Here is a 25,698-nt window from a genome sequence, read left to right on the forward strand (position 1 = left end):
GCCGCCCCCGGCGATGAACCCTCGCGCGAGCATCGGCTCACGCTGGTGTTCATCGCCGGGGGCGGCGGCGTCGACCGCGTCGTTGACAACTAAGCAACTTCTACCCCGCGTCCTGCTCTCACCGGCCGGCGTCGTCGCTATCCCGAGAGCGCGGACACCACGCGACCGGCCACGTGTGCGTGCCCGGCGGACGTGGGGTGGACGGGCACGGACGCGGTCTGCAGGCCGGTGAAGTCGACCCAGCGGGTGTCCGGGGGCGTGCACATCGAGTGACCGGGCTCGTCGGGGATCACGACGGTCGCGCCGTTCCGCAGGGCCGCGTCGCGAACCACCCGGTTGATGCCCTGCTGAAACCCGCGGACCTTGTCCCGTTCGGCGTCGGAGATCTCGATGAACGGCGCGCAGTCGGGGGAGGAGAGCAGGGTCTGGTCGTCCGGGACCGCGGAGAGGTACCCCACGGTTACCACGCGGGCGGCGGGTGAGCGCCGGGCGATCTCGGCGTACACCGAGTCCATCCGCGTGTCGAGCTCCTCGAGGGCGCGGGTGGCCTGGCGGTCGATCACATCGGAGCACCCGGCGGTGGCGTCGAATCCCTGGGCGAGCCCCGAGGTGATCGATTCCACGACGGGCAGGAGTTCGGGGGCGGTGTTGGGTCGGAGGGCACAGGCCACGATCACCGCGGCGAACCCCACGTCGTTGCCGCCGATGGTCAGGGTGACCAGGTCGGTCTGCGCGTCCAGCGCGTCGAGCTGGGGCGGCGCCCCGTGACGCGCCGGCTCCCAGAGGTCGTCCGCGGTGGCCCCGCCGCAGCTGGCGTTGATGAACGTCCCCACACCGAGCTCGCGGGCCACGACCGTGGGGTAGGCGTCGTCGGTGCGCACGCACGCCACGGGGCCGGCGCCCCAGGACCCCGGCGCAACCCTGCCGACCGCGGCATACGAGTCACCCAGCGCCACGTAGCGCGCCGGACCCCCGCCGGTCCCGGCGTAGACGGACGGGCCGAGGCCGGCGCCGCTGAGCTGACCCGCGACGTTGTGGCCCAGCGTCTGGGCTGATCCGCCGGCCTGCTCGATCGTGGAGCCGGTGGGCGGCAGCGCGACGGGAATCGCCGGGGTCGACGCGGCCACGGCAGGGGAGACGAGAGAGGCCAGGAGGGCCGAGGCGCAGGCCACCACGGCGCCGGCGAACGCCGGCCCCGCGCTGCGACGGAGGCGTGAGGTGTGCATGGGATCACTCTCTCATGAACACCTGTCCATGAGAAGGGAACACAGCCCCGGTTCCGCCGGGCCGGGGCCGTGGAGCGTCAGTCGACGGGCGTGTGCCGTCAGTCGACGGGCGGCGCCGCGGGCAGCCGCACGACCTGGCCGGCGTAGGACAGTCCCGCCCCGAAGCCGATGCACAACGCGATCTGACCCGGCTCGGCCTCTCCGTCGCGGAGCATGGCCTCCATGGCCAACGGGATGGAGGCGGCCGAGGTGTTACCGGTCTGCTCGATGTCGTTGGCGATCGCCACCGAGTCCGGCAGCCCGAGGTGCTTGGCCATGGCCGAGTTGATGCGGCCGTTGGCCTGGTGGGGGATGAACGCCTGGATCTGCTCGGCCGTCACCCCCGCCGCCTCCAACGTCTGTGCACACACCTTGGACACCTGGACCGCGGCCCAGCGGAAGACCTTGGACCCGTCCATGACCAGGTAGGGCTGGAGCACGGCCTCCTCGCGCGCGGCGGCGGCGGAGGCGTCGACCTCGTCGACGTACTGCTTGAAGTCCTTGGTCTGGCGGATGGCGCTGCCCTGCGCTCCGTCGGACCCCCAGATCACCGGGCTGACGTCGTTGACCTCCGAGGGGCCCACCACCACTGCGCCGGCACCGTCACCGAAGATGAAAGCCGTGTTGCGGTCGGAGAAGTCGATGCCGTCGGTCATCTTCTCCACGCCCACCACCACGACGTACCGGGCGCCGCCGCCCCGGATCATGGTGGTGGCCACGGCGAGGCCGTAGCCGAACCCGGCGCAGCCGGCGGTGAGGTCGAACGCAGCGATCCCGTTCCGCCCGAGGTCGGTGGCCACCTGCGGGGCCGCGTGCGGGACCTGGGTCCAGTTGGTGGAGGTGCACACGATCACCGCGTCGATGAGCTCGGGATCGATTCCGGACGAGGCCAGGGCCTTCTTCGCGGCCTCGCTGGACATGGAGACGATGCTCTCGTCCGGTCCCGCGACACGACGGTTGAGGATTCCCGACCGCTCGTAGATCCACTCCGAGCTCGAGTCGATCGTCTCGCAGATCTCCTCGTTGCTCACCACGCGACGTGGACGGTAGGCGCCGATGCCCAGGAGGGTCGTGCCGGGCGCGCCCTCGCTGGTCGCGATGGTCACGGTGTCGTTGGAATCCGCCATTGCAGATGGTGCTCCTCGTCGGTGTGCTGTTCGTGCGGTTCGTGATCGGCGCACGGCTGGTGCTCCCCGACACAGTACTGCTGTCTCGGTGGACATCGTCGCACCCGACGTCGATGTTTCGTCGACGATCGGCCGCCACCCCCTGGTCAGTCCGTGACCAGGCCCTCGAGCCATCCGCGCCAGCGCTCGGAGTCCCAGGTGGGCTCCACGCCGTCGACCGCGGCGGCACCGAGCGGTGCGCCCGACCCGCCCGGGACGTCCACGTACTCGTACGCGCGGACGGCGACGGCGGCGCTGCTCGTCGCGTCCTCGGGCGTGTCCCCGGCCGGGAAGACGTAGAGCTCGATCACGCCGTCGACGGGCGCGGAGAGGACGATCAACGCGGAGGCCTCCGACTCCGTCGCCACGATTCCCCCGACCTCGCCGGCCCGGGCGACCTCGCCGGACCTGGCGACCGCACCGGCCCCGGCCGCGGGGGCCACGAGCCGGCCGAGCACGCGCGACCACAACCCCGGCACCGACGACGCGACGGGATCGGTGGCCGCGTGGACGGTCACCACGCCGTCCGCGGGCCGGTGGGTGAGCCGGTGCGCCAGCACGGTCAGCGACTGGGCCCAGCCGCTCACACTGCCGTCGACCGACTCCTCCGCGAGTTGCCCGCCGGAGGCGAACCCGGACCGCAGGGTCAGCACCGTGCCCCCCTCGCCGTCGTCGGCGACCTCACAGGAGGTCGTCCACGGGGGCACCGGGATCCCCTCGCCCATCCAGTCACGTTCCTCGAAGGTGAACTCCCCCGGCGCGGTGCCGGAGGGGGGCGAGAAGACCGTGATCTCGCCGACGGTGGCGGTGAGCATCGCCTCGGCGGCGGCCTCCGGACCGGTCGTGGGATCGGGGGCGCCGGGGTCGGCGAACTGCACGATCCGGCCTCCCACCTGCGGCTCCAGAGCGCACGGCACGAACCACGAGGAGATGCCCTCGCCGGTCGAGACCGCGTCCCACACCACCTGCGGGGGCACCGGCAGCGGCACGCGGCACACCACGTGACGGCTCTCGTCCGTGGCCTCGATCCCTGCCGTCACCCCGTACATGTCGCGCTCCCACCACCCGTCCGACCGTTACCGCCGTCAACGCTACCGGCGTGGGTGCACGACGTAGTCTGACGGTCGTGATCGCGACGGGAGGGGCGGTGGGCCCGGGCGGACGCGGGACCGGACTGCGGGGGCCGGTGGCCGCCACGGTTCTGCTCTTCGTCGCCAACGGCGCGATCTTCGGAGCCATCGTCCCCCGCCTGCCGGACCTCAAGTTCGCGCTGGGCCTGGGCCCGGCCGGCTTCGGTCTGGCGATGGCGTGCTTCCCGGCCGGCGCCCTGGTGGGGGGACTGCTCGCCCCCGCACTGATGCGTCGGCGTTCGGACGGGTCGGTGGCGGTGGCCGCGATGGTGATGACCTCGCTCGTCGCGGCGCTGCTCGCGCTCTCCCCGGTCGTGGGGGTGTTCGCCGGTCTGTTGTTGGTGTTCGGCGTGTGCGATGCCGTCACCGACGTGGCCATGAACGCCCACGGCATCCGCGTCCAGCTGCGGCACGGTCGGTCCCTGATCAACCGCTTCCACGCCGTCTGGTCGCTCGGGGCGGTCCTCGGTGCGGCCGGGGGGTCGTTCGCCGCCGGGATCGGGGCGTCGGTCGTGGTCCAGATGAGCGCGGCCGGTGTCGTCTGTGCGGTCGCCGCCCTGGCCGCGCACCCCCTGCGGCTGGGCACGGCGGGTTCGTCCGCAGAGCGCCGGATTCGACAGCGTCCGATTCCACAGCACCCTATTCGACAGCGCCGGATCCCGGGCGGCCGGACGCTGCTGCTGCTGGTCGCGTTCGGGCTCCTCGCCTCGTGCGCGGCGGTGGTCGAGGATTTCGCGCAGACGTGGTCGGCGCTCTACCTCCGGGACGTCGCGGCGGTTGGCGCCGGGGTGGCCGGGCTCGGGTTCATCGCCGTGCAGGGCGCTCAGCTGATCGGGCGGCTCGCCGGCGACCGTCTGGTCGACGGGTTCGGAGCCGCACACGTGGGCCGGATGGGCGGGGTGTGCGTGGTGGCGGGCTCGGGTGCAGCGCTGGCCGCGTCGTTCGCCCTCGACGGCCCCGCGCTCCTGCCGGTGGTGCTCGCCGGCTTAGCGCTGGCCGGGTGGGGCATCGCCACCGTGATCCCGGGTGCGATGGTGGGGGCCGACTCGGTCCCGGGTCTGACCCCGGGCACGGGTCTGGCCGTGCTCAACTGGGTCATGCGCCTCGGATTCCTGACCGCCCCACCGATGGTCGGACTGATCGCCGAGCACGCCGGGATGCGCTGGACCCTCGCTCCGGTGTTACTCGGAGGCGTGCTGATCGTCCTACTGGCCGGGCGGCTGCTCGGTCGCGAGCGGGCCTCGCGGGCCCGGGAGGTGCGCGCATGAGCGAGACACGAGGGGCCGGACCGTTCGTCAAGAGGGGGTCGCGCCACGGGCCCGACTTCTACCGCCACGAGGCAGCCGGCCTGGCCTGGCTCGCCGCGGCGCCCGGCGGGCCCCGGGTGGTGGAGGTCCTGGGGGTCGACGACGACGAGATCGCCCTCGAGCCCGTTCCCGCCGATCGCGCCACTGCGGAGGCGGCTCGTCGGTTCGGGCGGAGACTGGCGGTGATGCACGACGCCGGGGCCGCCGCCTGGGGCGCACCCGCCGACGGCTGGGCGGGCCGGTGCTTCATCGGCAACCGCCCCCAGGAGTGCCGCCCCACCCGGTCGTGGGGTCAGTTCTACTCCGAGCAGCGTGTGCGCTCGTTCGTCGCGATCGCGGTGGACATGGGGGTGCTGAGTGGCGACGACCACGCGGTCGTCGAGCGCGCCTGCGACCGGATCGCGGCCGGCGAGCTGGACGACCCCGGCGACGACCCCGCCCGCCTCCACGGCGACCTGTGGACGGGGAACGTGCTGTGGGCGCCCGCTCCCGCGGCGACCGGGGTCGGCGAGGTCGATTCCGACGGAGCCGAGTCCGTGGACGCCGTACTCATCGACCCGGCCGCCCACGGCGGTCATCGCGAGACCGACCTGGCCATGCTCGCGCTGTTCGGGGCCCCGTTCCTGGACGAGATCCTCGGCGGTTACCAGGAGCGGCACCCGCTGAGGCCGGGGTGGCGCCAGCGGGTGCCGCTACATCAGATGCACCCGCTGGCCACCCACTCGGCCGGCCACGGCGCCGGCTACGCGGTCGCGTTGGCCGACGCCGCCCGGCGGGTCCTGGAGCTCTGACGCCCGGGCGCGCCGAGGGGCAGAGCTGCAGGACGCGCTGCCTGGGGCAGGTTAGCGCCCGGCCGGGCTGACGCGGAAGACCACGTCCCGGTTGTTCGCGTTGGAGGTGGTCACCAGCAGCGAACCGTCCGGCTCGGGCGTCAGTGAGCGGAGTCGTCCGAAGTCACCTTCCAGCAGGACCGCGGCGTCGCGGACCGACCGTCCGTCCTCCGACAGGCGCAGCAGGACCAACTTCTGGGTCTTGAGGTTGGCCATGGCCAACGCGCCCTCCCACTCGCCCCACGCGGAGCCCCGCAGGAACTCGATGTCCGCGCTCGCCAGGGTCGGACGGCCCGAGGCCCAGACCGCTCCGACCGCGCCCGGGTGGCGCGTGGTGTCCGTCATCGGGACGTTCTGGTTGTACTGGCCGTTGACGTTGGGATCCCAGCCGTAGTTGGCGCCGGGGGCGAGGAGGTTCACCTCGTCGTCGACGTCCGGGCCGTGCTCGGCGGAGTAGACACGGCCGGTGCCGGGCTGGATGGCCAGGCCCTGGACGTTACGGTGACCGAGGGTGAGGATCGGGGAGTTGCCGGTGGCCGGGGTGCCGTCCGGATTGACGTGCAGGATCTTGCCGGCGAACGAGGCGGGGTCCTGCGGGCCGGTCGCGTTGAACGTGTCGCCGGTGCCGATGTAGATCGACCCGTCGGCGGCGACCTGCAGACGGCAGCCGCTGTGGATGCCCTCGGCGCCCAGGGGGATCCCGGTCACGACGTCGCGGACCCTGGTCAGCGCCGACCAGTTGTCGGCGGCCCGGAAGGTGGTGACGCGGTTGTCGCGCGTCCCGCCCGCGTTCTGGGAGTAACACACGTGGATCTCGCGGTTCTGCGCGAATCCGGCGTCCACGGCCATGCCCATCAGGCCACTCTCGGACTGCCGGACAAGACCGGGCAGGTCGATCGCGACGTCCCGACGCTGACCGCCGGCGGGCTGGGCCACCACGCGGCCGCCGCGCTCCCCGGTGAGGATGGTGCCGTCCGGGGTACGGACCACGTCCCACGGGACGTTGAGTCGGTCCATCACCGTCGTGGCGCGGACCGCCGGGCCCGCGACCACCTCGACGCCCTCGCCCGCGCCGACGCCGACCGCAGGGGGGAACAGGACGCCCGGCGGTACCGAACCCGTGTCGACCGATCCGCCACCGAGGGATCCGAACTGGGCCACGGCTGTGGCGGGCAGGGTGAGGGCGAGCGCTGCCGCGGCGACGATGCCGACCACGGATCGGGACCTCAGCCGGGTCCGGGCGCTCGGCCCGGATCGGTCGGCGGACGTGGGGGGCGAGATGGGCACGGTGGTCTCCCTGCGATCGAGAATCGGTGTGACTCAGAACATATGCCCAATCGCGGTGGAGCGGAACCGGACCGACGAGGAACCCCGGTCACCCGCCCGCGACGGGGGCGGATGACCGGGGTCGGTGTCGTGCGATCAGAGTTCCTCGATGGTGGCCGTCGCGTGCACGGTTCCGAGCTTGCGCGGGTTGCGCACCTGCAGCGACCAGGCCGGATCGCCGGCCCCGGCACCGCGCCGGGCGTAGATGCCCAGTTTCGCCGGCAGGATCACGGGCTTGCCGAACTCCACCGAGTAGCGTGCCCGCTCGGGGATCGCCCCTTCGACCACGCTGAGCAGGGTCGCTGCCGTCCACATCCCGTGCGCGATGACATTCGGGAACCCGAAGGCCTTGGCGCCCACCTTGGACACGTGGATGGGGTTGCGGTCCCCGGACACCGACGCGTACTCGGCGATCAGAGACTCGGACACCGACCTGACCACGGTGGGATCACCGATCTCCGCGGCCGTGGGCGGTTCGGGCTTCGGCGGGCGCGGCGAGTCCTTGGGCGGAGTGAGGGACGTCCTGCGCTTGGAGAGCAGGCCGGACCTCTGGACCCAGGCCGGCTCGTCGTGGCCACCGTTGCGGATCTCGGTGACGATGTCGAGCAGCAACCCGGCGGGGTGCTCGCGCAGGTTCTCGGCCCGCGCGCGGATCGACAATTCGTCGCCGACCCGCAGCGGGCGGTGGGACTCGATCTCGTTTGTCAGGTGCACCGAACCCATGGCCGGCACGGGGTAGGCCGGGTCGAGCATGAGCTGCATGCTCAGGGGGAAGGCCAGCGTGAACGGGTAGGTGAGCGGCAGGGCGTCACCGAACCGCAGGTCGCAGACCCGCGCATAGGCGGCGAGGTTGGCGGTGTCCACGCGGACGCCCTCCACCTCGACGCCTTTCTCCGGCATCGACTTCCCGTCGCGCTTGCCGCCCACCACGGGGGCCGAGCCGACGGCGGCCTTGCCGTACTGGGCGAGCAGGTTGGGGATGGCGGGGAGGCGGGTGTACTCCACGGTGTTGCCCGACGACGTGTTGTCCACCTCGATCACGCGCCCAGGAGGGACTGGCCACACACGCGGATCACGTTGTCGGTGACCGCGGACGAGGCGGGGCTGGCGAAGTAGGCGATCGTCTCGGCCACGTCGACGGGCAGACCGCCCTGCTGCATGGAGTTCATGCGGCGTCCGGCCTCGCGGGTGGCGAACGGGATGGCCGCGGTCATCTGGGTCTCGATGAAGCCGGGGGCCACGGCGTTGACGGTGATCTTCTTGGACGCCAGCTCGGCGGAGGCGCCGTCGACGAACCCGATCACGCCGGCCTTGGAGGCGGCGTAGTTGGTCTGGCCGCGGTTGCCGGCGATCCCGGCCATCGAGGAGACGCCCACGACGCGGCCGCCCTCGGTGAGGACGCCCTTCTCCGCGAGCTCGGCGGTGATCCGCTCCGGCGCGACGAGGTTGACCGCCATGACCGAGTCCCAGCGGGCGGCGTCCATGCCGGCCAGGGTCTTGTCCCGGGTGATGCCGGCGTTGTGGACGAGGATGTCCACGACGCCCTCGTGACGCTCCTGGACGTGCTTGGCCAGGACCTCGGCGGCGTCGGCGGCGGTCACGTCGAGCGGCAGAGAGGTGCCGCCCACCTTGTTGGCGGTCGCGGAGAGGGACTCGCCGGCGGCGGGGACGTCACAGCAGATCACGTGCGCCCCGTCGCGGGAGAGCACGGCGGCGATCTCCGCACCGATGCCCCGGGCCGCGCCCGTGACCACGGCGACCTTGCCCTCGAGGGGGCGGTCCCAGGACCCGGGGGCGGTCGCCGCGCCGGCGCCCACGCGGAACACCTGGGCGTCGACGTAGGCGGACTTGCCGGAGAGGATGAAGCGCAGGGTGGACTCGAGGCCCGACGCGCCGGTGTCGGCGTCGGCGGAGACGTAGACCAGCTGGACGGTGGTGCCCCGCTTCATCTCCTTGCCGAGCGAGCGGGTGAAGCCCTCGAGCGCGCGCTGGGCGATGCGCTCCTCCACCGACCCGGTCTCCTCCGGGGTGGTGCCCAGGACCACGACGCGGCCGCTGGCGGCGACGCGGCGGACGACGGGGTTGAAGAAGTCGAACAGGGCCTTGAGGTCCTCGGTGCGGCGGATGCCGGTGGCGTCGAAGACCAGGCCGGCGAACTTGCCCTCGGCGTCCGCGCCGGCCAGCTCGTAATCCGACTCGAGGATCGCGCGGACCGGCTCGACGAGGCGGCCTTCGCCCCCGACCAGGACCGGGCCGTGGAGGGCCGGCTGCCCGGCCTCGTAGCGGCGGAGCTGCTCGGGCTGCGGGAGGCCGACCTTGCCGGCGATGAACGACCCGGGGGCCGAGGTCACGAACTGCGAGTAGAGGTCGAGGTTGCCCTGTGCCATGGCGATCATCTCCTGAAGAGGTGCGGTCGTACGGGTCGACAAGTAACTTACCGCTGAGTAACAATACTCGTCGGGCCGCGCTACGGGCCACCGGATACCGAGATGAAACGGGAGTGACACACGTGACCACCAGCCCCCGCAAGGTCGCCATCGTCGGCGGCAACCGAATCCCCTTCGCCCGATCGAACGGCAAGTACGCGGACGCCTCGAACCAGGACATGCTCACCGCGGCGATCGACGGCCTCGCGAGCCGCTACAACCTCCAGGGTAAGCGCGTCGGGATGGTCGCCGCGGGGGCCGTCCTCAAGCACGCCCGTGACTTCAACCTCACCCGCGAGTCGGTCATCGGTTCGGTGCTCGACTCGTCCAGCCCGGCCTACGACGTGCAGCAGGCGTGCGGCACCGGCCTGGCCTCGGCCATCCAGGTGGCCGACGCGATCGCGGTCGGTCGCATCGACGCCGGTATCGCGGGCGGCACCGACACCACCTCCGACGCCCCGCTGGCCGTCAACGACGACCTGCGCAAGATCCTCATCAAGGTCGCGTCGGCCAAGAGCGCGATCGACCGGGTCAAGCTCCTCGGCGACATCCGTCCGCAGTCGCTGGTCCCCGAGCAGCCGCAGAACGCCGAGCCCCGCACCGGCCTGTCGATGGGCGAGCACGCGGCCATCACCGCCCGCGAGCTCGGCGTGAGCCGCGAGGACCAGGACGCACTCGCCGCGGCGAGCCACCACAATCTCGCCGCCTCCTACGAGTCCGGCTTCCAGGACGACCTGGTCACCCCGTTCCTCGGCGTGCCGCGCGACGACAACATGCGTCCCGACTCGTCCGAGGAGAAGCTCGCGAAGCTCAAGCCGGTGTTCGGCAAGCGTGACGCCGAGGCCCACGGCACCGAGGCCACCATGACGGCCGGCAACTCCACGCCGCTCACCGACGGCGCCTCGGCGGTCCTGCTGGCGAGCGAGGCCTGGGCGGAGGAGAACAAGCTCCCGGTCCGTGCCTACCTGGTGGACTCCGAGACCGCGGCGGTCGACTTCATCCACGGTCACGACGGCCGCACCCCGGACGGGCTGCTCATGGCCCCCACCTACGCCGTCCCGCGTCTGCTCGAGCGCAACGGCCTGACCCTGCAGGATTTCGACTACTACGAGATCCATGAGGCCTTCGCTTCGCAGGTCCTGGCCACGCTCGCGGCCTGGGAGTCCGAGGAGTACTGCACCGAGCGCCTGGGCCTGGACTCGGCGCTCGGGTCGATCGACCGCTCCAAGCTCAACGTCAACGGCTCGTCGCTGGCGGCCGGTCACCCGTTCGCCGCCACCGGCGGCCGCATCCTGGCCGCCGCGGCCAAGCTGCTCGAGCAGAAGGGCTCCGGCCGGGCGCTCATCTCCGTCTGCGCCGCGGGTGGTCAGGGCGTCACGGCGATCGTCGAACGCTGACCTCGTCGCCGACACGGCGAGTCCGGCGTCGGCACCCGGCTGGTTCTCCTGAGTGCAGCCCCCGCGTACGGCGCGGGGGCTGCACTCATCGGTACCGGTCCGTCATAGTGGACGCCACAGTGGTTCGGGTGGGACATCCCCGGTCGGCGCCCCGCCGGGTCGAGAGTCCCCGCTCGTGAGGAGGCGAGAACCAGTGGACGAATCCACCACCACCGGTGACGCCGGCCCCGCCCGGCCCGTCGTACTCGAGGGCGAGGGCCCGCATCCCGCGGCCGCCGACCGGCGTCGCTACCGCGTGCGGTCGAGGTGGATCCACACCGGAGTCGGCGTCTTCATGGGCCTGGCGGTGCTCTACGGATTCGACCTCGTCCACAGCATCGGCCGGGTTCCGCGCGGGGCGGAGGTGGCCGGGATCCAGGTGGGCGGGATGCGGACGGATGACGCCGAGCAGCTCCTCATCCGTGAGTTGGGTCCACGGGTCGACGAGGAGGTCGATCTCCGGGCCGGCGTCGTGTCGACCACCCTCGATCCGCGGTCGGTCGGGTTGTCCGTGGACTGGCAGGGCACCCTGGACCGGGCGGGAGAGCAACCCCTCAACCCCCTCACGCGCCTCATCAGCCTGGTGTGGTCCACCGAGGTGGGCATCGCCAGCGTGATCCCCGACGCACGACTGACCGACTTCCTGGAGAAGCTCGCCCTGCAGGCGGACTTCGAACCGCGGGAGGGCGCCATCTGGTTCGACCGCGACGAGGTCCGCTCCGCCATCCCGTTGGACGGTCAGCGGCTGCGGATCGAGAGCTCGCGCGATGCCGTGCTCGCCCACTGGCTCGACGACGACGGGGTCGACCTCGTCGTCGACTACACCCCCACCGAGACGCAGGCGGACGAGGTGCGTGCGCTCATCCGCGACGTGGCCGAGCCCGCCGCCGGGCGCGACCTGACGTTGTTGGCCTCGCGGATGCGCGAGGACGGAACGGAGCCGCCCGTCACCACCATCACGACACGGTTGCCGGCCCCGCCGCCGCCCCCGGGGAGGGACCGGGCGGTCCCCGCCGAGCGGGAGCTCGAGATGGTCGACGCCGACGACCCGCACGCCGTGCCCGTCCTGTTCCCGCGGGACCGGATCGGCGAGTACCTCACGTTCGTGCGCAACGGGGCCGTGCTGGAGCCCCGGTTCGACGCGGATGCGGCAAAGGGGATCCTGGAGCCGCTGATGGAGGAGACCGAGCAGGAGGGGAGGAACGCCTCGTTCTCCTTCAGCGGATCGACCGCCTCGGTCGTCCCCGCAGTCCAGGGGCGCACCGTCTCGTGGGGTCCGCTCCTCGGGGCGCTCCCGGGGCAGCTCACCGATGTGCAGGGGCCGCGCGTGCTGCCGGTGGCCTACGTGGGTCGGGAGCCGGAGGTCACCACCGAGGAGGCCGAGAGGGCCGGGATCCGCGAGCCCGTCGGTGAGTTCACCGTCGCGGTGGGCGCCAGTGGACGGGCGCAGTCGATGATCGCCTCGCTCGCCGGGCAGTTCATCCCCGCCGGCGAGACCTTCTCCATGTCCGATGTCACCGGGGTCGTCTCGGGAGACGTGTCCGCCGACGCCGTGGCCACCGCGCTCTTCAACGCCGCGTTCGAGTCCGGGGCGCAGGGGCTGGTCCGGACCGGCCGAGGTGTCGACGGGGCGCAGTTCCCCGCCGGTCGCGACGCCACCGCGTCCGAGGACGTGGGCTTTCGCAACGCTCAGGGCACGGGCCTGGTGATCGACGCCTCGGGTAGCGGCAGCGCGGTCACCGTCCGGCTGTGGGGGACCCGCGAGTACACGGTTCGCATCTCGACCGCGCCGCGGGCCGACCTCCGCCGCGCCGAGACCCGTGTCCTCACCAGCCCCGGGTGCACCCCGGACCCGGGCGCCGACGGGTACACGGCCCGGGTCACCCGAGTGGTCCAGCGGGGCGAGGAGACGGTCAGCACCGACACCGTGTCCTCGACGTATGCGCCCCGCGTCCGCGTCGAGTGTCGGGTCGAGAGCCCGTCACCCACCGCCGAGCCGCCCGGCCCGGTCGCGCCGCCGCCGGTGCCGGACGACGCGATACGGATCCCGGGTCTGCCGGAGTTCCGGATCCCGGTCCTGCCCGGCAACTGACCGCCCGCCCCTGCGCGAGGTGCGCGCCCGAAATGCACGGATCCCCGGGGGGTGTGCGTCGTGTCGGGACCCAACAAGACGCACACCCCCCGGGGATCGCGGGGAGCGGCTCAGCGGTTCATCAGAACGCGGCCTCGTCCAGCTCCATGAGCTCGCTGCCGAGGCCGGCGACGATCCCGCGCGTGGCGGTGAGGAGCGGCAGCTCGTTGTTCGCGAACCACTTGGCGGCGGCGATCTTGCCGTTGTAGAAGGCGGTGTCGGCGTCCGACGCGCCCTCCAGCGCGGCGAGCGCGACCTCGGCGCCGACGAGCAGACGCCAGCCCATCATGAGGTCACCGAACGCCATGAGCAGGCGGACGGAGGCCAGACCGATGGTGTAGAGGTGCTTGGGATCCTCCTGCGAGGCGAGAAGGTGGTCGAAGCAGGTGCCGACCATCGCCTCGACGTCGGCGAGAGCGGTCGCCAGCACCTCGCGCTCGCTGGCCAACTCGGCGGGCCCCTCGGTCTCGATGTACTTCTTGATCTGCGCCGACACGTGCCCGATGGCGGTGCCGCGGTCGCGGGCGATCTTGCGGAAGAAGAAGTCCTGCGCCTGGATCGCGGTGGTGCCCTCGTACAGGGAGTCGATCTTGGCGTCGCGGATGTACTGCTCGATCGGGTAATCCTGGAGGAAGCCCGACCCGCCGAAGGTCTGCAGTGACTCGGTGAGCAGCTCGTATGCCCGCTCGGACCCGACACCCTTGACGATCGGCAGCAGCAGGTCGTTGACGCGGTGGGCCAGCTCGCCGTCGGCGCCCGAGACGCGCGCGGCGGTCTCGACGTCCTGGTGGGCCGCCGTGTACATGTACACCGCGCGCAGACCCTCGGCGAACGCCTTCTGACGGATGAGTGCACGGCGCACGTCCGGGTGGTGCGTGATGGTCACGCGGGGTGCGTTCTTGTCGGCCATCTCGGTCATGTCGCCGCCCTGGACACGCTCCTTGGCGAATTCGAGCGCGTTGAGGTAGCCGGTCGACAGGGTGGAGATGGCCTTGGTGCCGACCATCATGCGCGCGTGCTCGATCACGTCGAACATCTGGCGGATGCCCAGGTTGAGCTCCCCGTCGCCGACGATCCAGCCCTTGGCGGGCACGCCGTGACCGCCGAAGGTCAGTTCGCAGGTCGTGGAGACCTTCAGGCCCATCTTGTGCTCGACGCCGGTGACGAACACGCCGTTGCGCTCGCCCAGTTCACCGGACTCGAAGTCGAAGTGGAACTTCGGCACGAAGAACAGCGACAGGCCCTTGGTGCCGGGGCCGGCGCCCTCGGGGCGCGCCAGGACCAGGTGGAAGATGTTCTCGAACATGTCGTCGGAGTCGGCCGAGGTGATGAAGCGCTTGACGCCCTCGATGTGCCAGCTCCCGTCGTCCTGCTTGATCGCCTTCGTGCGGCCGGAACCGACATCGGAGCCGGCGTCGGGCTCGGTGAGGACCATGGTCGCTCCCCAGCCGCGCTCGACGCAGGTGGCGGCCCACTGCTTCTGCTCCTCGGTGCCGTTCTCGTAGAGGACGGCGGCGAAGGCGGGGCCGGCGCCGTACATGAACGCCGCCGGGTTGGCCCCGAGCATCATCTCGCCGGTGGCCCACACCATCGCGCGGGGGGCCGGCATCCCGCCGAGCTCCTCCGGCAGTCCCATCGACCAGTAGCCGGCGTCGTACCAGGCCTTGAAGGACTTCTTAAAGTCCTCCGGGATGGAGACCGAGTGGGTCTCGGGGTCGAACACCGGCGGGTTGCGGTCGGCGGAGGCGAAGGACTCCGCGACCGGGCCCTCGGTCAGGGTCGCGACCTCGGAGAGGATGCCCTTGGCGGTCTCGGTGTCCATGTCGCCGAACTCGCCGGCGTCGAGTGCCTCGTTCATACGCAGGACCTCGAACATGTTGAACTCGAGGTCGCGGACGTTGCTCTTGTAGTGACCCATTACGGTCTTCTCCGTTCGGAGTGCGGTGTCGTGGCAATGGAGGTGGCCGCGCGGGTCGGCACCGATGCCATGTGCTCACCGGAACCTACCCGTCGGTAACAAGACAGATGTTAGTGCGTTGTCAGCGATCCGTCCAAGGTGAGGAAAGGCTCTTATTTCGCAGGTGAGCGGCGTGTCGCCGATCGGGCCGCATCGAGCAGGATCGACTTCTCGGCGCGTGCCACGGTCCGCCGGGTGATCTCGGCGTAGTCGGGTGTCACCGACACCGACGTCACCCCCCGGCGCACGAGATGCTCGGCCATCGCGGGGTCGGTCGACGCCGCCTGGCCGCACAGGGAGACGGTGAGCCCCGATTCGTGGCAGCGGTCGATGATCTGGTCGATGGACGCCAGTACCGCCGGGTCCATGGAGTCGAACAACTCCGCGCACACCTCGGAGTCGCGGTCCACGCCCAGGGTCAGCTGGGTGAGATCGTTGGACCCGATCGAGACGCCGTCGATGCCCATCGCCGCGTACTCCGGGATCCAGTGGACGACCGACGGGACCTCGGCCATGATCCACTGCTTGAGTCCCGGGTCGCGCCCGAGTGGGTGGCCGTCGACGATGTCCAGGCAGGCGCGGAGCTCCCACGCCGTGCGGACGAACGGGATCATCAGGTGCAGGTTGCGGTGCTTCTCGCGCACCCGGGCGAGCGCATCCAGCTCGAGTCGGAACAGGTCCGGCTCCCTGGTGTACCGGAAGCACCCGCGGTAGCCGATCATCGGGTTGCGCTCCTCGGCCTCGACCTCCCCGCCGAGCAGGCCACGGAACTCGTTCGAGCGAAGGTCGGTCGCGCGGTAGATCACGGGCCGGGGGTCGAAGGCCGCGGCGATCGTGGCGATCCCGGACGCCATGCGGTACACGTAGTCGGCTGTCCTCCCCTCGGTGATGAGCGTGCGCGGGTGGACGCCCTCCAGTGCGCTGGTGATGAGGAACTCCGCGCGCAGCAGGCCGACGCCGTCCACGTCCATCGCGGCCACGCGGGCGGCGGCGTCGGGGGTCGCGAGGTTGACGTACACCGCGGTCGCGGTTGCCTCGCGCGTCCGTGCCTCGGGGGTCCGTGCCTCGGGGGTCCGACCGACGTCGGCGGGAGCCTGTTCGGCGGCGGCCGGACGGACGGTGCCCGGGTAGACGACGCCGGCCGTGCCGTCGACGGTGATGGTCTGCCCGTCGTGGATGTCCGTGGTCGCCGACCTGGTGCCGACGATGACGGGACGGCCCAGCTCGCGACCGACTATCGCCGCGTGGCAGGTGACCCCGCCCTCGTCGGTGACGATCGCGGCCGCCCGTTTGAGGATCGGCAACCAGTCCGGGTCGGTCATCGTCGCGACCAGGATCTCGCCGGGTGCGAGGTCGGCGCCGTCCGCGAGTTCATGCAGGACCCGGGCCCGCCCCGTGGCCGTGCCCGGTCCGGCGCCCAGTCCCTCGACGAGCGGCTCCACGTCGCCCCCGGACCGGCCGTCACCCGACGCACCCCGATCACCGTCCGGCGCCCGGTCCACGAGGGTGGTGATAGGGCGGGTCTGGACGAGATACAGCTCGCCGTCCTCGAATGCGAACTCGGTGTCCTGTGGCGTGCCGTAGTGCGCTTCCGACGCCATGGCCTGACGGGCGACGGCTCGCACCTGTTCGTCGTCGAGGACGCGGGTGGTCTGCATCTCCTCGGGAACGGGCACGAGTCCGTCGTCTGTGCGGCCGGCGATGATCCGCGTGAGCTTGCGGCCCACGTGGGCGGAGAGGACGCCCAGGTCGGACTTGTCGACGACGTAGGTGTCGGGCTCGACCTTTCCGCCCACGACGACCTCCCCGAGGCCGAAGGCCGCTTCGATCACCACCCGGTCGGTCCGGGAGGTGCGGGGGTCCGCGGTGAAGGCCACCCCTGAGGTGTCGGAGCGGACCATCCGCTGTACGACCACCGCGATGGACGGCTCCTCGTCGTAACCCGACACCGCCCGGTAGGTCATCGCTCGCGGCGACCACAGCGAGCACCAGCACTTGCGGACTGCATCGAGCAGGGCGTCTTCGCCGACGACGTCGGTGTAGGACTCGTGGATGCCGGCGAACGACGTGTCGCCCGCGTCCTCGGCGGGGGCGGAGCTGCGGACCGCGACCGGGACGTCGTGTCCCAGCGCGCGGTAGTGCTCCAGGACCGACTCGCGCAGAGGAACCGGCATGTCCACGTCCGCGACGGTCCGCGTCAGTTCCGCGGACCTCGCCATGAGCTCGGCCTCGGTGAGTCCTTCCTCCGGAACCCGATCGGTGTGGAGGCGCGCGCGGACGCCGCCGGCGTCCATCGCCTCCAGATACGCCGACTGGCCGATCGCGAACCCGGGCGGCACGGCGAGCCCGGCGCCCGTCATCTCCCCGAGATTGGCCGACTTCCCTCCGTACTCGGGTGCGTCGTCGAGCCGTAGATCATCGAAGGTCGTGACCCGCTGTGCGTTCATCTCGTGCCCCTTCCGGGAACGCTGTCCGGTCTGTCCGCCCGCCGCTTCCTCCATGGTGCGCTGATCGGGAGGTCCCGGGTGGGATGTTCGGGCAGAATCGATCCATGGCTGAACTGCAGGAGCGGGTCCCGTCCCCGTCGTCCCTCGTCCAGAGCGCGTTCCGGGTGGTCGAGTGGGAGCTCTCGATGGCGCGGGAGTTCCTCCTCCTGCCCGCGCGGGTGATGGCGCTCCTGGAGGACGTGGAGTCCATCGTGCGGCGCGTCCAGCGACTGTTGGACGAGGTCGAGCGGACCGTGTCGTCGATCGACGGGATCGTGGTGACGGCCGCGGAGACCGTCGACGGGGTACGGACCACGGTCTCGCGGGCCGACCGGGTGGTCGACGACGTCGAGCGCACGGTCTCCTCCGCCGACTCGATCGTCGCCCGGGTGGGGTCGACCGTGGACTCGGCCGACGGGATCGTCGGCAGGGTGGGGTCGACCGTTGACTCGGCTGACGGGATCGTGGCTCGTATCGGTGCGACCGTGGACGTCGCGGACAGCGTGGTGCTCAGGGTCGACTCGACGGTGGACTCGGCGGACGCGGTCGTGGCGCGCGTCGGCTCGACGGTCGACACCGCGGACGGGCTCGTGACCTCGGCGGGCGGGCTCATGGACCGGATCGTGCCGATGGTCGACTTCGCCGAGTCCGCGCTGGCGCCCGTCAAGCCCGTTGTCGAGGCCCTGTTGGTCGACGCCGAACTCTCGCCGGAGACCGCCAGGAGGGTGGCGACCCGCCTCACAGAGGTGCTGGTGTGGACGGACAAGACCATCGCGCTGCTGGAACCGGTCGCCGACGAGATCCTCGAATCGGTCGATTCCGAGGAGATCAAGGCGGTCGTGCAGTTCATCGACCATCTGCCCGCGTTGGGAGACAGTCTCGAGAACGACGTGATGCCGGTGCTCGCCTCGTTGGACACCGTGGCTCCCGAGGTCCACCAGATCCTCGAGGTGGCGCAGCAGTGTCTCGAGGCCGTCCAGGGCATCCCCGGATTCCAGCTCCTGCGTCGCCGCGGTGGCGACAACGGCAACGGCAGGGGCGGGTCGTCAGGGGCGGGGTCGGGACGGACCGAGCCGGGACGCACCGAGCCGGGGCGGCCCGGGCCGGACTCCTGACCGCGTTGAGCACCCGGTGAGACGACTCGAGGCCCTCCCGTGACGGGAGGGCCTCGATCTCTGAGCCGATGACGGGAATCGAACCCGCGCTGTCTGCTTGGGAAGCAGAAGTTCTACCATTGAACTACATCGGCGATGCTGCCCGAAGGCGGGTTCAGATTAGCACGAAGCCTCCGGCCGTCAGCTGTTCCGGGGTCCCTTTCGGGCGGCCTTCCGCTTGGCCCCGGTGGTCATGGGCCGCCTGGTCTGGCCGAGCGAGGCCCGGGGCACGAACCCGAACCCGACGCCGCCGACGACCGCGACGGCGAGCGCGCCGATGATCCACGGGGTGAGCGAACCGCCGCCGGTCAGGCCCATCATCACGATGAGGGCGGCGATGCCCACGCACACCCAGGACCAGACGGTCCATCGCCAGATGTACTTCGAGGGCTCTTCCCTGAACTCGTCCATGCCCCCGATTCCACCACGTGAGCGGGGTGCGGCGCATATCCGCGGTCCCGCCAGGGGTGCCTGGACGCGGGCGGTGGTGTGGCCGGTCTCACGAGGATCCGGCGCGGACACGGGTATGGAACCGGCGGTGAACGACGCTGAAATGGATGAGAGTCCGTTTCAGTGGCCGGGTGCCCGGCCGGCGGGCGACCCTGCCAGGAGGACGAGGATGGACGACGTGACGGAGCGGCCGATCGCCGAGCGTGTGCGGACCGTCCTGGCGCGCGGCGCCGCAGGCACCGTCGGTTCGGGCCTCCTGACCCGGCCGCTGAGGTCCGCCAGGGTCCGCGACGACGGCGTGATCGTGCTGGTGGTGGACGTCGGCGGTATGTCCCGTGAAGTGGGGGAGTCGGCCGGCGTGGCGTCGGTGGGAGGCTCGGCCGCGGTCGAGATCGTCGACACGGTGTGCACGGGCCGCTGTCGGCGGCCCGGGGCGGGACCGTCCTTCGCGGTCGACGGTCGGCCCTCGGCCCGGGACCGGCGCGGTGGGGAGCCGGCCGCGGGGGTCCGGGCCACGCCGTGTGACGACGAGTGCGCCGTGGCGCGGGGTGTGGTCACCATCTCCGGGATCGTTACGGCGTCCTCGGCACCGCGGCGACGCAGGCTGGTCGCCGCCGACGGTGGGCCCGGTCCGAACGGGGAGGCCGGATCGTTGAGGCTGAGCGAACTGCAGCCGCTCGGGGTCTCCTATGTGTGTGCTGACGGCGCGTACGCGATCCCCCGGGGTGACCTCGCGGCGGCGGCGGTCGACCCGATCGGCATCGACGAGCAGGCGTGGTTGCGCCGCCTCGGAGCCGACAGCGGACTCGCGGCGCGGCTGGCTCTCCGCGCCGGCCGCCAGATCGCCGGCACACGCCCGTGGATCGTGGGCATCGACAGGTTCGGCCTGGATCTCTCGGTCGGCTCCGCGACCGGGCCCAGGGAGGTCGTGAGAATCCCGTTCGCGCTGGTCTGTGGCGATTCCGAGGACGTGCAGAGCGAGCTGGACCGCCTCGCCGGGTGAGTCCGGCTCGGGTCTTCTCCAACATTTTCCCGCCGGTGTGTACAAAACCCTTGCGCAAGAGGTAAGCCTTACCTAAGTTAGTCGCTGCGGGTAGTCACGTCCCCGCCCCCGGACCGTTCCGGCGCCTTTCCCTGGAGGCGTCGGAGCGGTGCGGGAACTGTCGACGAGGAGATGGCATGCGATCACTGGTGGGGCCTGTCCCGGAGCCCGCGGAACGAGTGAGCTCGGCGCTGCGCCGGTGCCCCCGGGCCACCCTGGGTCTTCCCTCCGGCCCGGGCGCCGTGACCCCTCCCGGGGTGGGCCTGGTGCACCAGGTGCCCGGGACCGCCGACCTCTGGGTCGCGCTACCGACGGCCTACGCGGTCACGATCGGCGTAGGCGGGGTGCGGGCGAGGCTCGAGGTCCTGGACGAGATCATCGGGGGAGCGGCCGAGGGGCGCTGTCGCCGCATCGTCGTCGTCGAGGGTCGTGTGGAGCTGCCGGGCGTGCGCGCCCAGCGCCGCACCGCGGGCGAGATCGCCCGCGACCTCCCGGACCCCGTCCTGTTGGACGTGGGGACCGGTGTCGCGTTGGTCCGGCTCCGCGCGGAGCGGATCGTGCTGACCGACGACGACGGGGTGACCGACATCGACCCCGAGGACCTGGCGACCTCCGGGCCCGACCCCTTCGCCGACCTCGAGGGGCACTGGCTGGACCATCTCAACGACCCGCGCTGCCAGGTGGTGCCGCGGATGGCGCTGCGCGTGTGCCGCTGCCTCCCGGCCGAGCGGCCACTGCTGGTCGGCATCGACCGCGCCGGGGTGGACATCGAGCTCGTCGGGCGCGACGGGCGCATCCACCGGGAGCGGCTGCCCTTCGCCGAGGCGTGCGTGAGCGTCACCGAGTTGGGCACCCAGCTCCGCCTGCTCGCCGGGGGGTCGCGATACCCTCTAGACCGTGCTGCTCTCCGACCGTGACCTCCGCTCCGAGCTCGCCGACGGGCGGCTCACGATCGACCCTCTCGACTCCTCGCTGATCCAACCGTCGAGCATCGACGTCCGACTGGACAGCCTGTTCCGCGTGTTCAACAACTCGCGCTACACCCACATCGACCCGGCGCAGCAGCAGGACGACCTCACCGAACTCGTCGAACCCGCGTCAGGGGATCCGTTCGTGCTGCACCCGGGCGAGTTCGTCCTGGGGGCGACCCTCGAGCGCCTGGCCCTTCCCGACGACCTGGCGGGCCGGCTTGAGGGAAAGTCCTCACTCGGTCGACTCGGTCTGCTCACGCACTCGACCGCCGGGTTCATCGACCCGGGGTTCGAGGGGCACATCACCCTCGAGCTGTCCAACGTGGCCAACCTGCCCATCACGCTGTGGCCGGGGATGAAGATCGGCCAGCTGTGCCTGTTCCGGCTGTCCAGCCCCGCCGAGGTCCCGTACGGCACCGCCGCGACGGGCTCGAAGTACCAGGGACAGCGCGGCCCGACCGCCTCCAAGGCGTACCTCAACTTCCGCTGACGGGGCCCGTCCGAGAACCGGGCCGTCCCCGAATCCGCCCCTCCAGCAGGACGCTCGTCCCGCGTTCACCCCGGTGTTCCCGGGAGGTCGTCCGGGGACGGTAGAACTGCGCTATGCGTATGACCGTGTTCGGGACCGGGTATCTGGGGACCACCCATGCCGCCTGTATGGCCGAGTTGGGTCACGAGGTGCTGGGTGTGGATGTGGACGAGGCGAAGATCGAGCGCCTGCGGGCCGGTGAGGTGCCGTTCTACGAGCCGGGGTTGCCGGAGATCCTGAGGCGGCAGGTGGAGGCGGGTCGGGTGCGGTTCACCACGGATTATGCCGAGGCCGCGGAGTTCGCGGACCTGCACTTCATTGGGGTGGGTACCCCGCAGCGCAAGGGGGAGTTCGCGGCCGACACCTCGTATGTGGAGGACGTGGTGGCCCGGTTGGCGCCGCTGTTGACCGCGGATGCGGTGCTGGTGGGCAAGTCGACGGTGCCGGTGGGGACGGCGGCGCGGCTGCAGGAGATCGCCGACGAGCACTCGCGTCAGGGGGTGCGGGCGGAGGTGGTGTGGAACCCGGAGTTCCTGCGGGAGGGTTTCGCGGTGGCCGACACGCTCACGCCGGATCGGATCGTGATCGGGGTGCGTGAGCCGGGCGGGCCGGTCGAGGAGGTGGTGCGCGGGGCGTACGCGCCGATCCTGGACTCGGACCCGTGTCCGGTGATCGTGACGGACCTGGCGACCGCCGAGTTGGTCAAGGTCAGCGCGAACGCGTTCCTGGCGACCAAGATCAGCTTCATCAACGCGGTGTCGGAGGTGTGTGAGGCGGCGGGCGCGGATGTGACGGTGTTGGCGGACGCGATCGGGATGGATCCGCGGATCGGTCGGCGCTTCCTGGGTGCCGGTCTGGGCTTCGGTGGGGGGTGCCTGCCCAAGGACATCCGGGCGTTCATGGCCCGCGCCGGTGAGTTGGGTGCCGATCAGGCGATGTCGTTCCTGCGGGAGGTCGACTCGATCAACATGCGGCGCCGGGAGCGGATGGTCGATCTGGCGACCGAGGCGTGCGGGGGGATGCTGATCGGCAAGACGATCGCGGTGCTGGGGGCGGCGTTCAAGCCGGACTCCGATGACGTGCGGGACTCCCCGGCGTTGAACGTGGCCGGGATGCTGTCCCTCAAGGGGGCGCAGGCGGTGGTGTACGACCCGCAGGCGCTTGACAACGCGCGGGCCCTGTTCCCGACGCTCGCGTACGCCGACTCGGCGATCGAGGCGTGTGAGGGTGCGGACGTGGTGCTGGTGGCCACCGAGTGGGCCGAGTTCCTCGAGTTGGACCCGGCGGCCGTGACGGCGGTGGCGCGCGGGCGGATCATGCTGGACGGCCGCAACTGCATGCCCGCCGACGACTGGCGCGCCGCCGGCTGGACCTACCGCGCCCTCGGCCGCGGGGTGAGCGCCAGCTGACCGGTCGACCGCGCCCGGGTGGCCGTCCTCCGACTCCGACCGTCCACCGACTCCGACCGGGCCCGGCGCGGGTTAGGGTTACCCGCGTGAGCGACCGGCCAGCGACCCCTCCCCGGCACCGGCACCGGGTCGAGCGCCCCCGACACGGGTCCCGCCTCGTTCCGTCCGGCGGCGCCGGCCGGATCACGGTGGTCGGACTGATCCTGGGCGCGGTCGCGACGATGATCGGGGTGGCGCTGCTCTGGCCGACCTTCCAGGACCCCGAGCTGGACCCGTACTTCGCCCAGTCGTCCGGGTCCTCGGTGGTGACCGAGCGGGGCGAGGTCGTGTCCACCGAGGTGGCACCCTGCGGCTCCCCGGACAACGGTCGGGTGCTGCCCGGTCCACCGCTCGAGCCCCGGTTCCCCGGCCCGGAGTGTCCGCGCTCGATCGTGCGACTCGACACCGGCCCGGACGCCGGCCGACAGGTCCTGCTGGAGATACCACCCGGGCCCGGATCCCCGGACCTCGGTGAGGGCGACCAGATCCAGCTGGGCCGCTCCCCCCAGGGGGCCACCGACACCTATGCCTTCGAGGACTTCACCCGCACAGTGCCCATGGCGTTGTGGCTCCTCGTGGGCGCCGTGGTGATGGTCGCCGTCGGGCGGTGGAAGGGACTGCGGGCCCTGATCGGGATCGCGGTGGCGCTCGTCGTCGTCGTGGGGTTCGTCCTCCCCTCCATCCTCGACGGCAACCCGGCCATCCTGGTGGCCGTGGTCGGCGGCTCCGCCGTGCTCTACCTGGTGATCTACGTGGTCCACGGGATCAACCTCAAGACGCACGCCGCGCTGCTCGGCACCCTGTCGGCGATGCTGGCGGCGGCGTTGCTGAGCTGGGTGGTCATCGAGACCACCAGGATCACCGGGCTCAGCGGCGACTCCACGACCCAGGTCCAGGTGTTCGTGCAGCACGTCTCGCTGACGGGACTGCTGCTCGCCGGCTTCATCATCGGCGCCCTGGGCGTGCTCAACGACGTCACCGTGAGCCAGTCCGCGACCGTGTTCGAGATGCGCCACCTCGACCCGCACGCCGGACCCGTCCAGGTGTTCCGGTCGGCGATGGGGGTCGGACGCGACCACGTCGCCTCGATGGTCTACACCCTGGTGTTGGCGTACACCGGGTCGGCGCTGCCGCTGCTGCTGCTGTTCTCGCTGGGGACCCGCTCGCCGCTGTCGATCCTCACCTCCGACGTCGTGGCCGTGGAGCTGATGCGGTCGCTCGTCGGCGCGATCGCCCTCGCCCTGTGCGTCCCGCTCACCACCGCGGCAGCGGTGTGGCTCTCCCGCGACGTGACCCCGGAGGAGTTGGACCGGGCGACCGTGGGCGCGCGTGCGTGAGCGCGGCGGGCCGCTTCCGGGTGCCCGCCCGCTGCGCTCGCCCGCCTACTGACGGTAGGAGGCCAGGAAGTTGCCGATCCGCTCGATCGCCACGGCGAGGTCACGGCCGGCCGGCAGGGTGACCACCCGGAAGTGGTCCGGGTCCGGCCAGTTGAACCCCGTGCCCTGGGTGACGAGGATGCGTTCGCGCTCGAGAAGGTCCAGGGCGAACAGGCGGTCGTCGTGGATCTCGTGGACCTCCGGGTCGAGCCTGGGGAACACGTAGAGGGCTCCCATCGGCTTGACGCAGCTCACCCCCGGGATCGAGTTGAGCTTCTCCCACGCGATGCCGCGCTGCTCGTGAAGCCGCCCCCCGGGCTCGATCAGCTCGTCGATCGACTGGTACCCGCCCAGAGCCACCTGGATCGCGTGCTGCGCCGGCACGTTGGGGCACAGTCTCGTCGAGGCCAGCAGCTCCAGTCCCTCGAGGAACCCGGCCGCGTGCGCCTTCGGTCCGGTGATCGCCACCCAGCCCGCCCGGTAACCCGCCACGCGGTAGGTCTTGGACAGTCCGTTGAAGGTCAGGACCAGCAGATCGTGCGCGAGGGAGGCGATGGAGGTGTGCTGGGCTTCGTCGTAGATGATCCGGTCGTAGATCTCGTCGGCCAGGATGAGCAGACTGTGCTCGCGGGCCAGGTCGACGATCCCCTGTAGGACCTCCCGGGAGTAGACCGCGCCGGTGGGGTTGTTGGGGTTGATCACCACGATGGCCTTGGTCCTGGGCGTGATCTTCGAGGCGATGTCCTCGAGGGACGGATTCCAGTCGTCGTTCTCGTCCGCGAGGTAGTGGACGGGCCTGCCGCCCGCGAGCGAGGTCATGGCGGTCCAGAGCGGATAGTCCGGCGCCGGGATGAGGACCTCGTCGCCGTCGTCGAGCAGGGCCTGCATCGTCATGGTGATGAGCTCGGAGACGCCGTTGCCCAGGTAGATGTCCTCCACATCCAGGTGGGGGAAATCGGGCTCCAACTCGTAACGCGTGAAGATCGCCCGACGGGCCGACAGGATGCCCTTGGACTCGGAGTAGCCCTGGGCGTGGGGGAGAGCCGCGATCATGTCGCGCATGATGACGTCCGGTGCCTCGAACCCGAAGGGCGCGGGGTTGCCGATGTTCAGCTTGAGGATCCGGTGGCCCTCGGCCTCGAGCTGGTTCGCCCGCGCGAGCACGGGGCCGCGGATCTCGTAGAGGACGTCCTTGAGTTTGGACGACTGGTCGAGCGTGCGGGGCTGGTTGAGCGTGCGTCCCGTGGTCTCAGGCGTCATGTCTGCAG

Annotated in this window: 20 protein-coding genes and 1 tRNA gene; 10 read left to right on the forward strand and 11 right to left on the reverse strand. The window is 71.3% G+C overall.

What is annotated here, in order from left to right; all coding sequences use genetic code 11:
- Nucleotides 1-137: 137 nt before the first annotated feature.
- From H483_RS36695 to H483_RS36705, 3 genes are all read right to left on the reverse strand, one after another.
- The gene (locus H483_RS36695) at nt 138-1,226 is read right to left on the reverse strand and encodes an SGNH/GDSL hydrolase family protein (RefSeq protein WP_017838390.1); all 1,089 of its coding nucleotides are present in this window, start codon (nt 1,224-1,226) and stop codon (nt 138-140) included.
- A gap of 98 nt (nt 1,227-1,324) precedes the next feature.
- Complete coding sequence (locus H483_RS36700; protein WP_017838391.1) at nt 1,325-2,392, reverse strand: beta-ketoacyl-ACP synthase III; 1,068 nt, start codon at nt 2,390-2,392, stop codon at nt 1,325-1,327.
- A gap of 146 nt (nt 2,393-2,538) precedes the next feature.
- Entirely contained in the window at nt 2,539-3,480 is a 942-nt protein-coding gene (locus H483_RS36705) for an SRPBCC domain-containing protein (RefSeq protein ID WP_017838392.1), read from the reverse strand.
- A 77-nt stretch (nt 3,481-3,557) separates the two neighbouring features.
- Here H483_RS36705 and H483_RS36710 point away from each other — a divergent pair, with 77 nt between their 5' ends.
- Together H483_RS36710 and H483_RS36715 are read left to right on the forward strand one after the other, a co-directional pair.
- Entirely contained in the window at nt 3,558-4,829 is a 1,272-nt protein-coding gene (locus tag H483_RS36710) for an MFS transporter (protein ID WP_017838393.1), read from the forward strand.
- Entirely contained in the window at nt 4,826-5,659 is an 834-nt protein-coding gene (locus H483_RS36715) for a fructosamine kinase family protein (RefSeq protein ID WP_017838394.1), read from the forward strand. Before H483_RS36710 ends, H483_RS36715 begins: the two co-directional genes overlap by 4 nt.
- A gap of 51 nt (nt 5,660-5,710) precedes the next feature.
- Here H483_RS36715 and H483_RS36720 read toward each other — a convergent pair whose 3' ends face one another.
- The 3 genes from H483_RS36720 to H483_RS36735 form a co-directional block, all read right to left on the reverse strand.
- Nucleotides 5,711-6,913, reverse strand: a complete 1,203-nt coding sequence (locus tag H483_RS36720; RefSeq protein ID WP_017838395.1) for a sorbosone dehydrogenase family protein — start codon at nt 6,911-6,913, stop codon at nt 5,711-5,713.
- Between the two features lie 207 nt (nt 6,914-7,120).
- Nucleotides 7,121-8,029, reverse strand: a complete 909-nt coding sequence (locus H483_RS36730) for a MaoC/PaaZ C-terminal domain-containing protein (RefSeq protein WP_031265295.1) — start codon at nt 8,027-8,029, stop codon at nt 7,121-7,123.
- Nucleotides 8,030-8,061: 32 nt separating this feature from the next.
- Complete coding sequence (locus tag H483_RS36735) at nt 8,062-9,411, reverse strand: 3-oxoacyl-ACP reductase (protein ID WP_017838398.1); 1,350 nt, start codon at nt 9,409-9,411, stop codon at nt 8,062-8,064.
- Between the two features lie 122 nt (nt 9,412-9,533).
- Between H483_RS36735 and H483_RS36740 the strand changes: the two genes are divergently transcribed.
- Entirely contained in the window at nt 9,534-10,847 is a 1,314-nt protein-coding gene (locus H483_RS36740) for an acetyl-CoA C-acetyltransferase (RefSeq protein ID WP_031265298.1), read from the forward strand.
- A 193-nt stretch (nt 10,848-11,040) separates the two neighbouring features.
- Nucleotides 11,041-12,978 (forward strand): VanW family protein, encoded by a 1,938-nt coding sequence (locus H483_RS36745; protein WP_017838400.1) that lies wholly within the window; start codon nt 11,041-11,043, stop codon nt 12,976-12,978.
- A 121-nt stretch (nt 12,979-13,099) separates the two neighbouring features.
- Here the strand turns inward: H483_RS36745 and H483_RS36750 are convergent, their stop codons facing one another.
- Entirely contained in the window at nt 13,100-14,935 is a 1,836-nt protein-coding gene (locus H483_RS36750; RefSeq protein WP_017838401.1) for an acyl-CoA dehydrogenase, read from the reverse strand.
- A gap of 152 nt (nt 14,936-15,087) precedes the next feature.
- Complete coding sequence (gene ppsA, locus H483_RS36755) at nt 15,088-17,421, reverse strand: phosphoenolpyruvate synthase (RefSeq protein ID WP_031265300.1); 2,334 nt, start codon at nt 17,419-17,421, stop codon at nt 15,088-15,090.
- 104 nt (nt 17,422-17,525) lie between these two features.
- Here ppsA and H483_RS36760 point away from each other — a divergent pair, with 104 nt between their 5' ends.
- Nucleotides 17,526-18,575 carry a methyl-accepting chemotaxis protein gene (locus H483_RS36760; protein WP_193746910.1) on the forward strand — a complete coding sequence of 350 codons (1,050 nt, stop codon included), beginning with the start codon at nt 17,526-17,528 and terminating at the stop codon, nt 18,573-18,575.
- Nucleotides 18,576-18,638: 63 nt separating this feature from the next.
- On the opposite strand, the gene H483_RS36765 is transcribed toward H483_RS36760, so the two are convergent.
- Together H483_RS36765 and H483_RS36770 are read right to left on the reverse strand one after the other, a co-directional pair.
- Nucleotides 18,639-18,709: transfer RNA gene (locus H483_RS36765), tRNA-Gly, on the reverse strand.
- Between the two features lie 46 nt (nt 18,710-18,755).
- Nucleotides 18,756-19,025, reverse strand: coding sequence for a hypothetical protein (locus H483_RS36770; RefSeq protein ID WP_017838404.1), 270 nt, complete (start codon nt 19,023-19,025; stop codon nt 18,756-18,758).
- A gap of 208 nt (nt 19,026-19,233) precedes the next feature.
- On the opposite strand from H483_RS36770, the gene H483_RS36775 reads away from it, so the two are divergent.
- The 5 genes from H483_RS36775 to H483_RS36795 all read left to right on the forward strand — a co-directional run bounded on the left by H483_RS36775 (nt 19,234) and on the right by H483_RS36795 (nt 24,391).
- On the forward strand, nt 19,234-20,067 hold the full coding sequence (locus H483_RS36775) for a DUF2470 domain-containing protein (protein WP_017838405.1): 834 nt from the start codon (nt 19,234-19,236) through the stop codon (nt 20,065-20,067).
- A 176-nt stretch (nt 20,068-20,243) separates the two neighbouring features.
- Nucleotides 20,244-21,023 (forward strand): hypothetical protein, encoded by a 780-nt coding sequence (locus H483_RS36780; protein ID WP_017838406.1) that lies wholly within the window; start codon nt 20,244-20,246, stop codon nt 21,021-21,023.
- A complete protein-coding gene (dcd, locus tag H483_RS36785) occupies nt 21,004-21,567 on the forward strand; it encodes a dCTP deaminase (RefSeq protein ID WP_017838407.1) in 564 nt (187 codons plus the stop codon). The genes H483_RS36780 and dcd overlap by 20 nt, the downstream gene beginning before the upstream one ends.
- Nucleotides 21,568-21,680: 113 nt before the next feature.
- A complete protein-coding gene (locus H483_RS36790) occupies nt 21,681-23,015 on the forward strand; it encodes a UDP-glucose/GDP-mannose dehydrogenase family protein (protein ID WP_031265304.1) in 1,335 nt (444 codons plus the stop codon).
- A gap of 86 nt (nt 23,016-23,101) precedes the next feature.
- Nucleotides 23,102-24,391 carry a YibE/F family protein gene (locus H483_RS36795; protein WP_017838409.1) on the forward strand — a complete coding sequence of 430 codons (1,290 nt, stop codon included), beginning with the start codon at nt 23,102-23,104 and terminating at the stop codon, nt 24,389-24,391.
- 45 nt (nt 24,392-24,436) lie between these two features.
- Here H483_RS36795 and H483_RS36800 read toward each other — a convergent pair whose 3' ends face one another.
- Nucleotides 24,437-25,690 (reverse strand): pyridoxal phosphate-dependent aminotransferase, encoded by a 1,254-nt coding sequence (locus tag H483_RS36800; RefSeq protein WP_017838410.1) that lies wholly within the window; start codon nt 25,688-25,690, stop codon nt 24,437-24,439.
- Between the last annotated feature and the right edge of the window lie 8 nt (nt 25,691-25,698).

The sequence above is a fragment of the Dietzia sp. UCD-THP genome (assembly GCF_000349585.1).
Taxonomy (GTDB): Bacteria; Actinomycetota; Actinomycetes; order Mycobacteriales; family Mycobacteriaceae; genus Dietzia; species Dietzia natronolimnaea_A.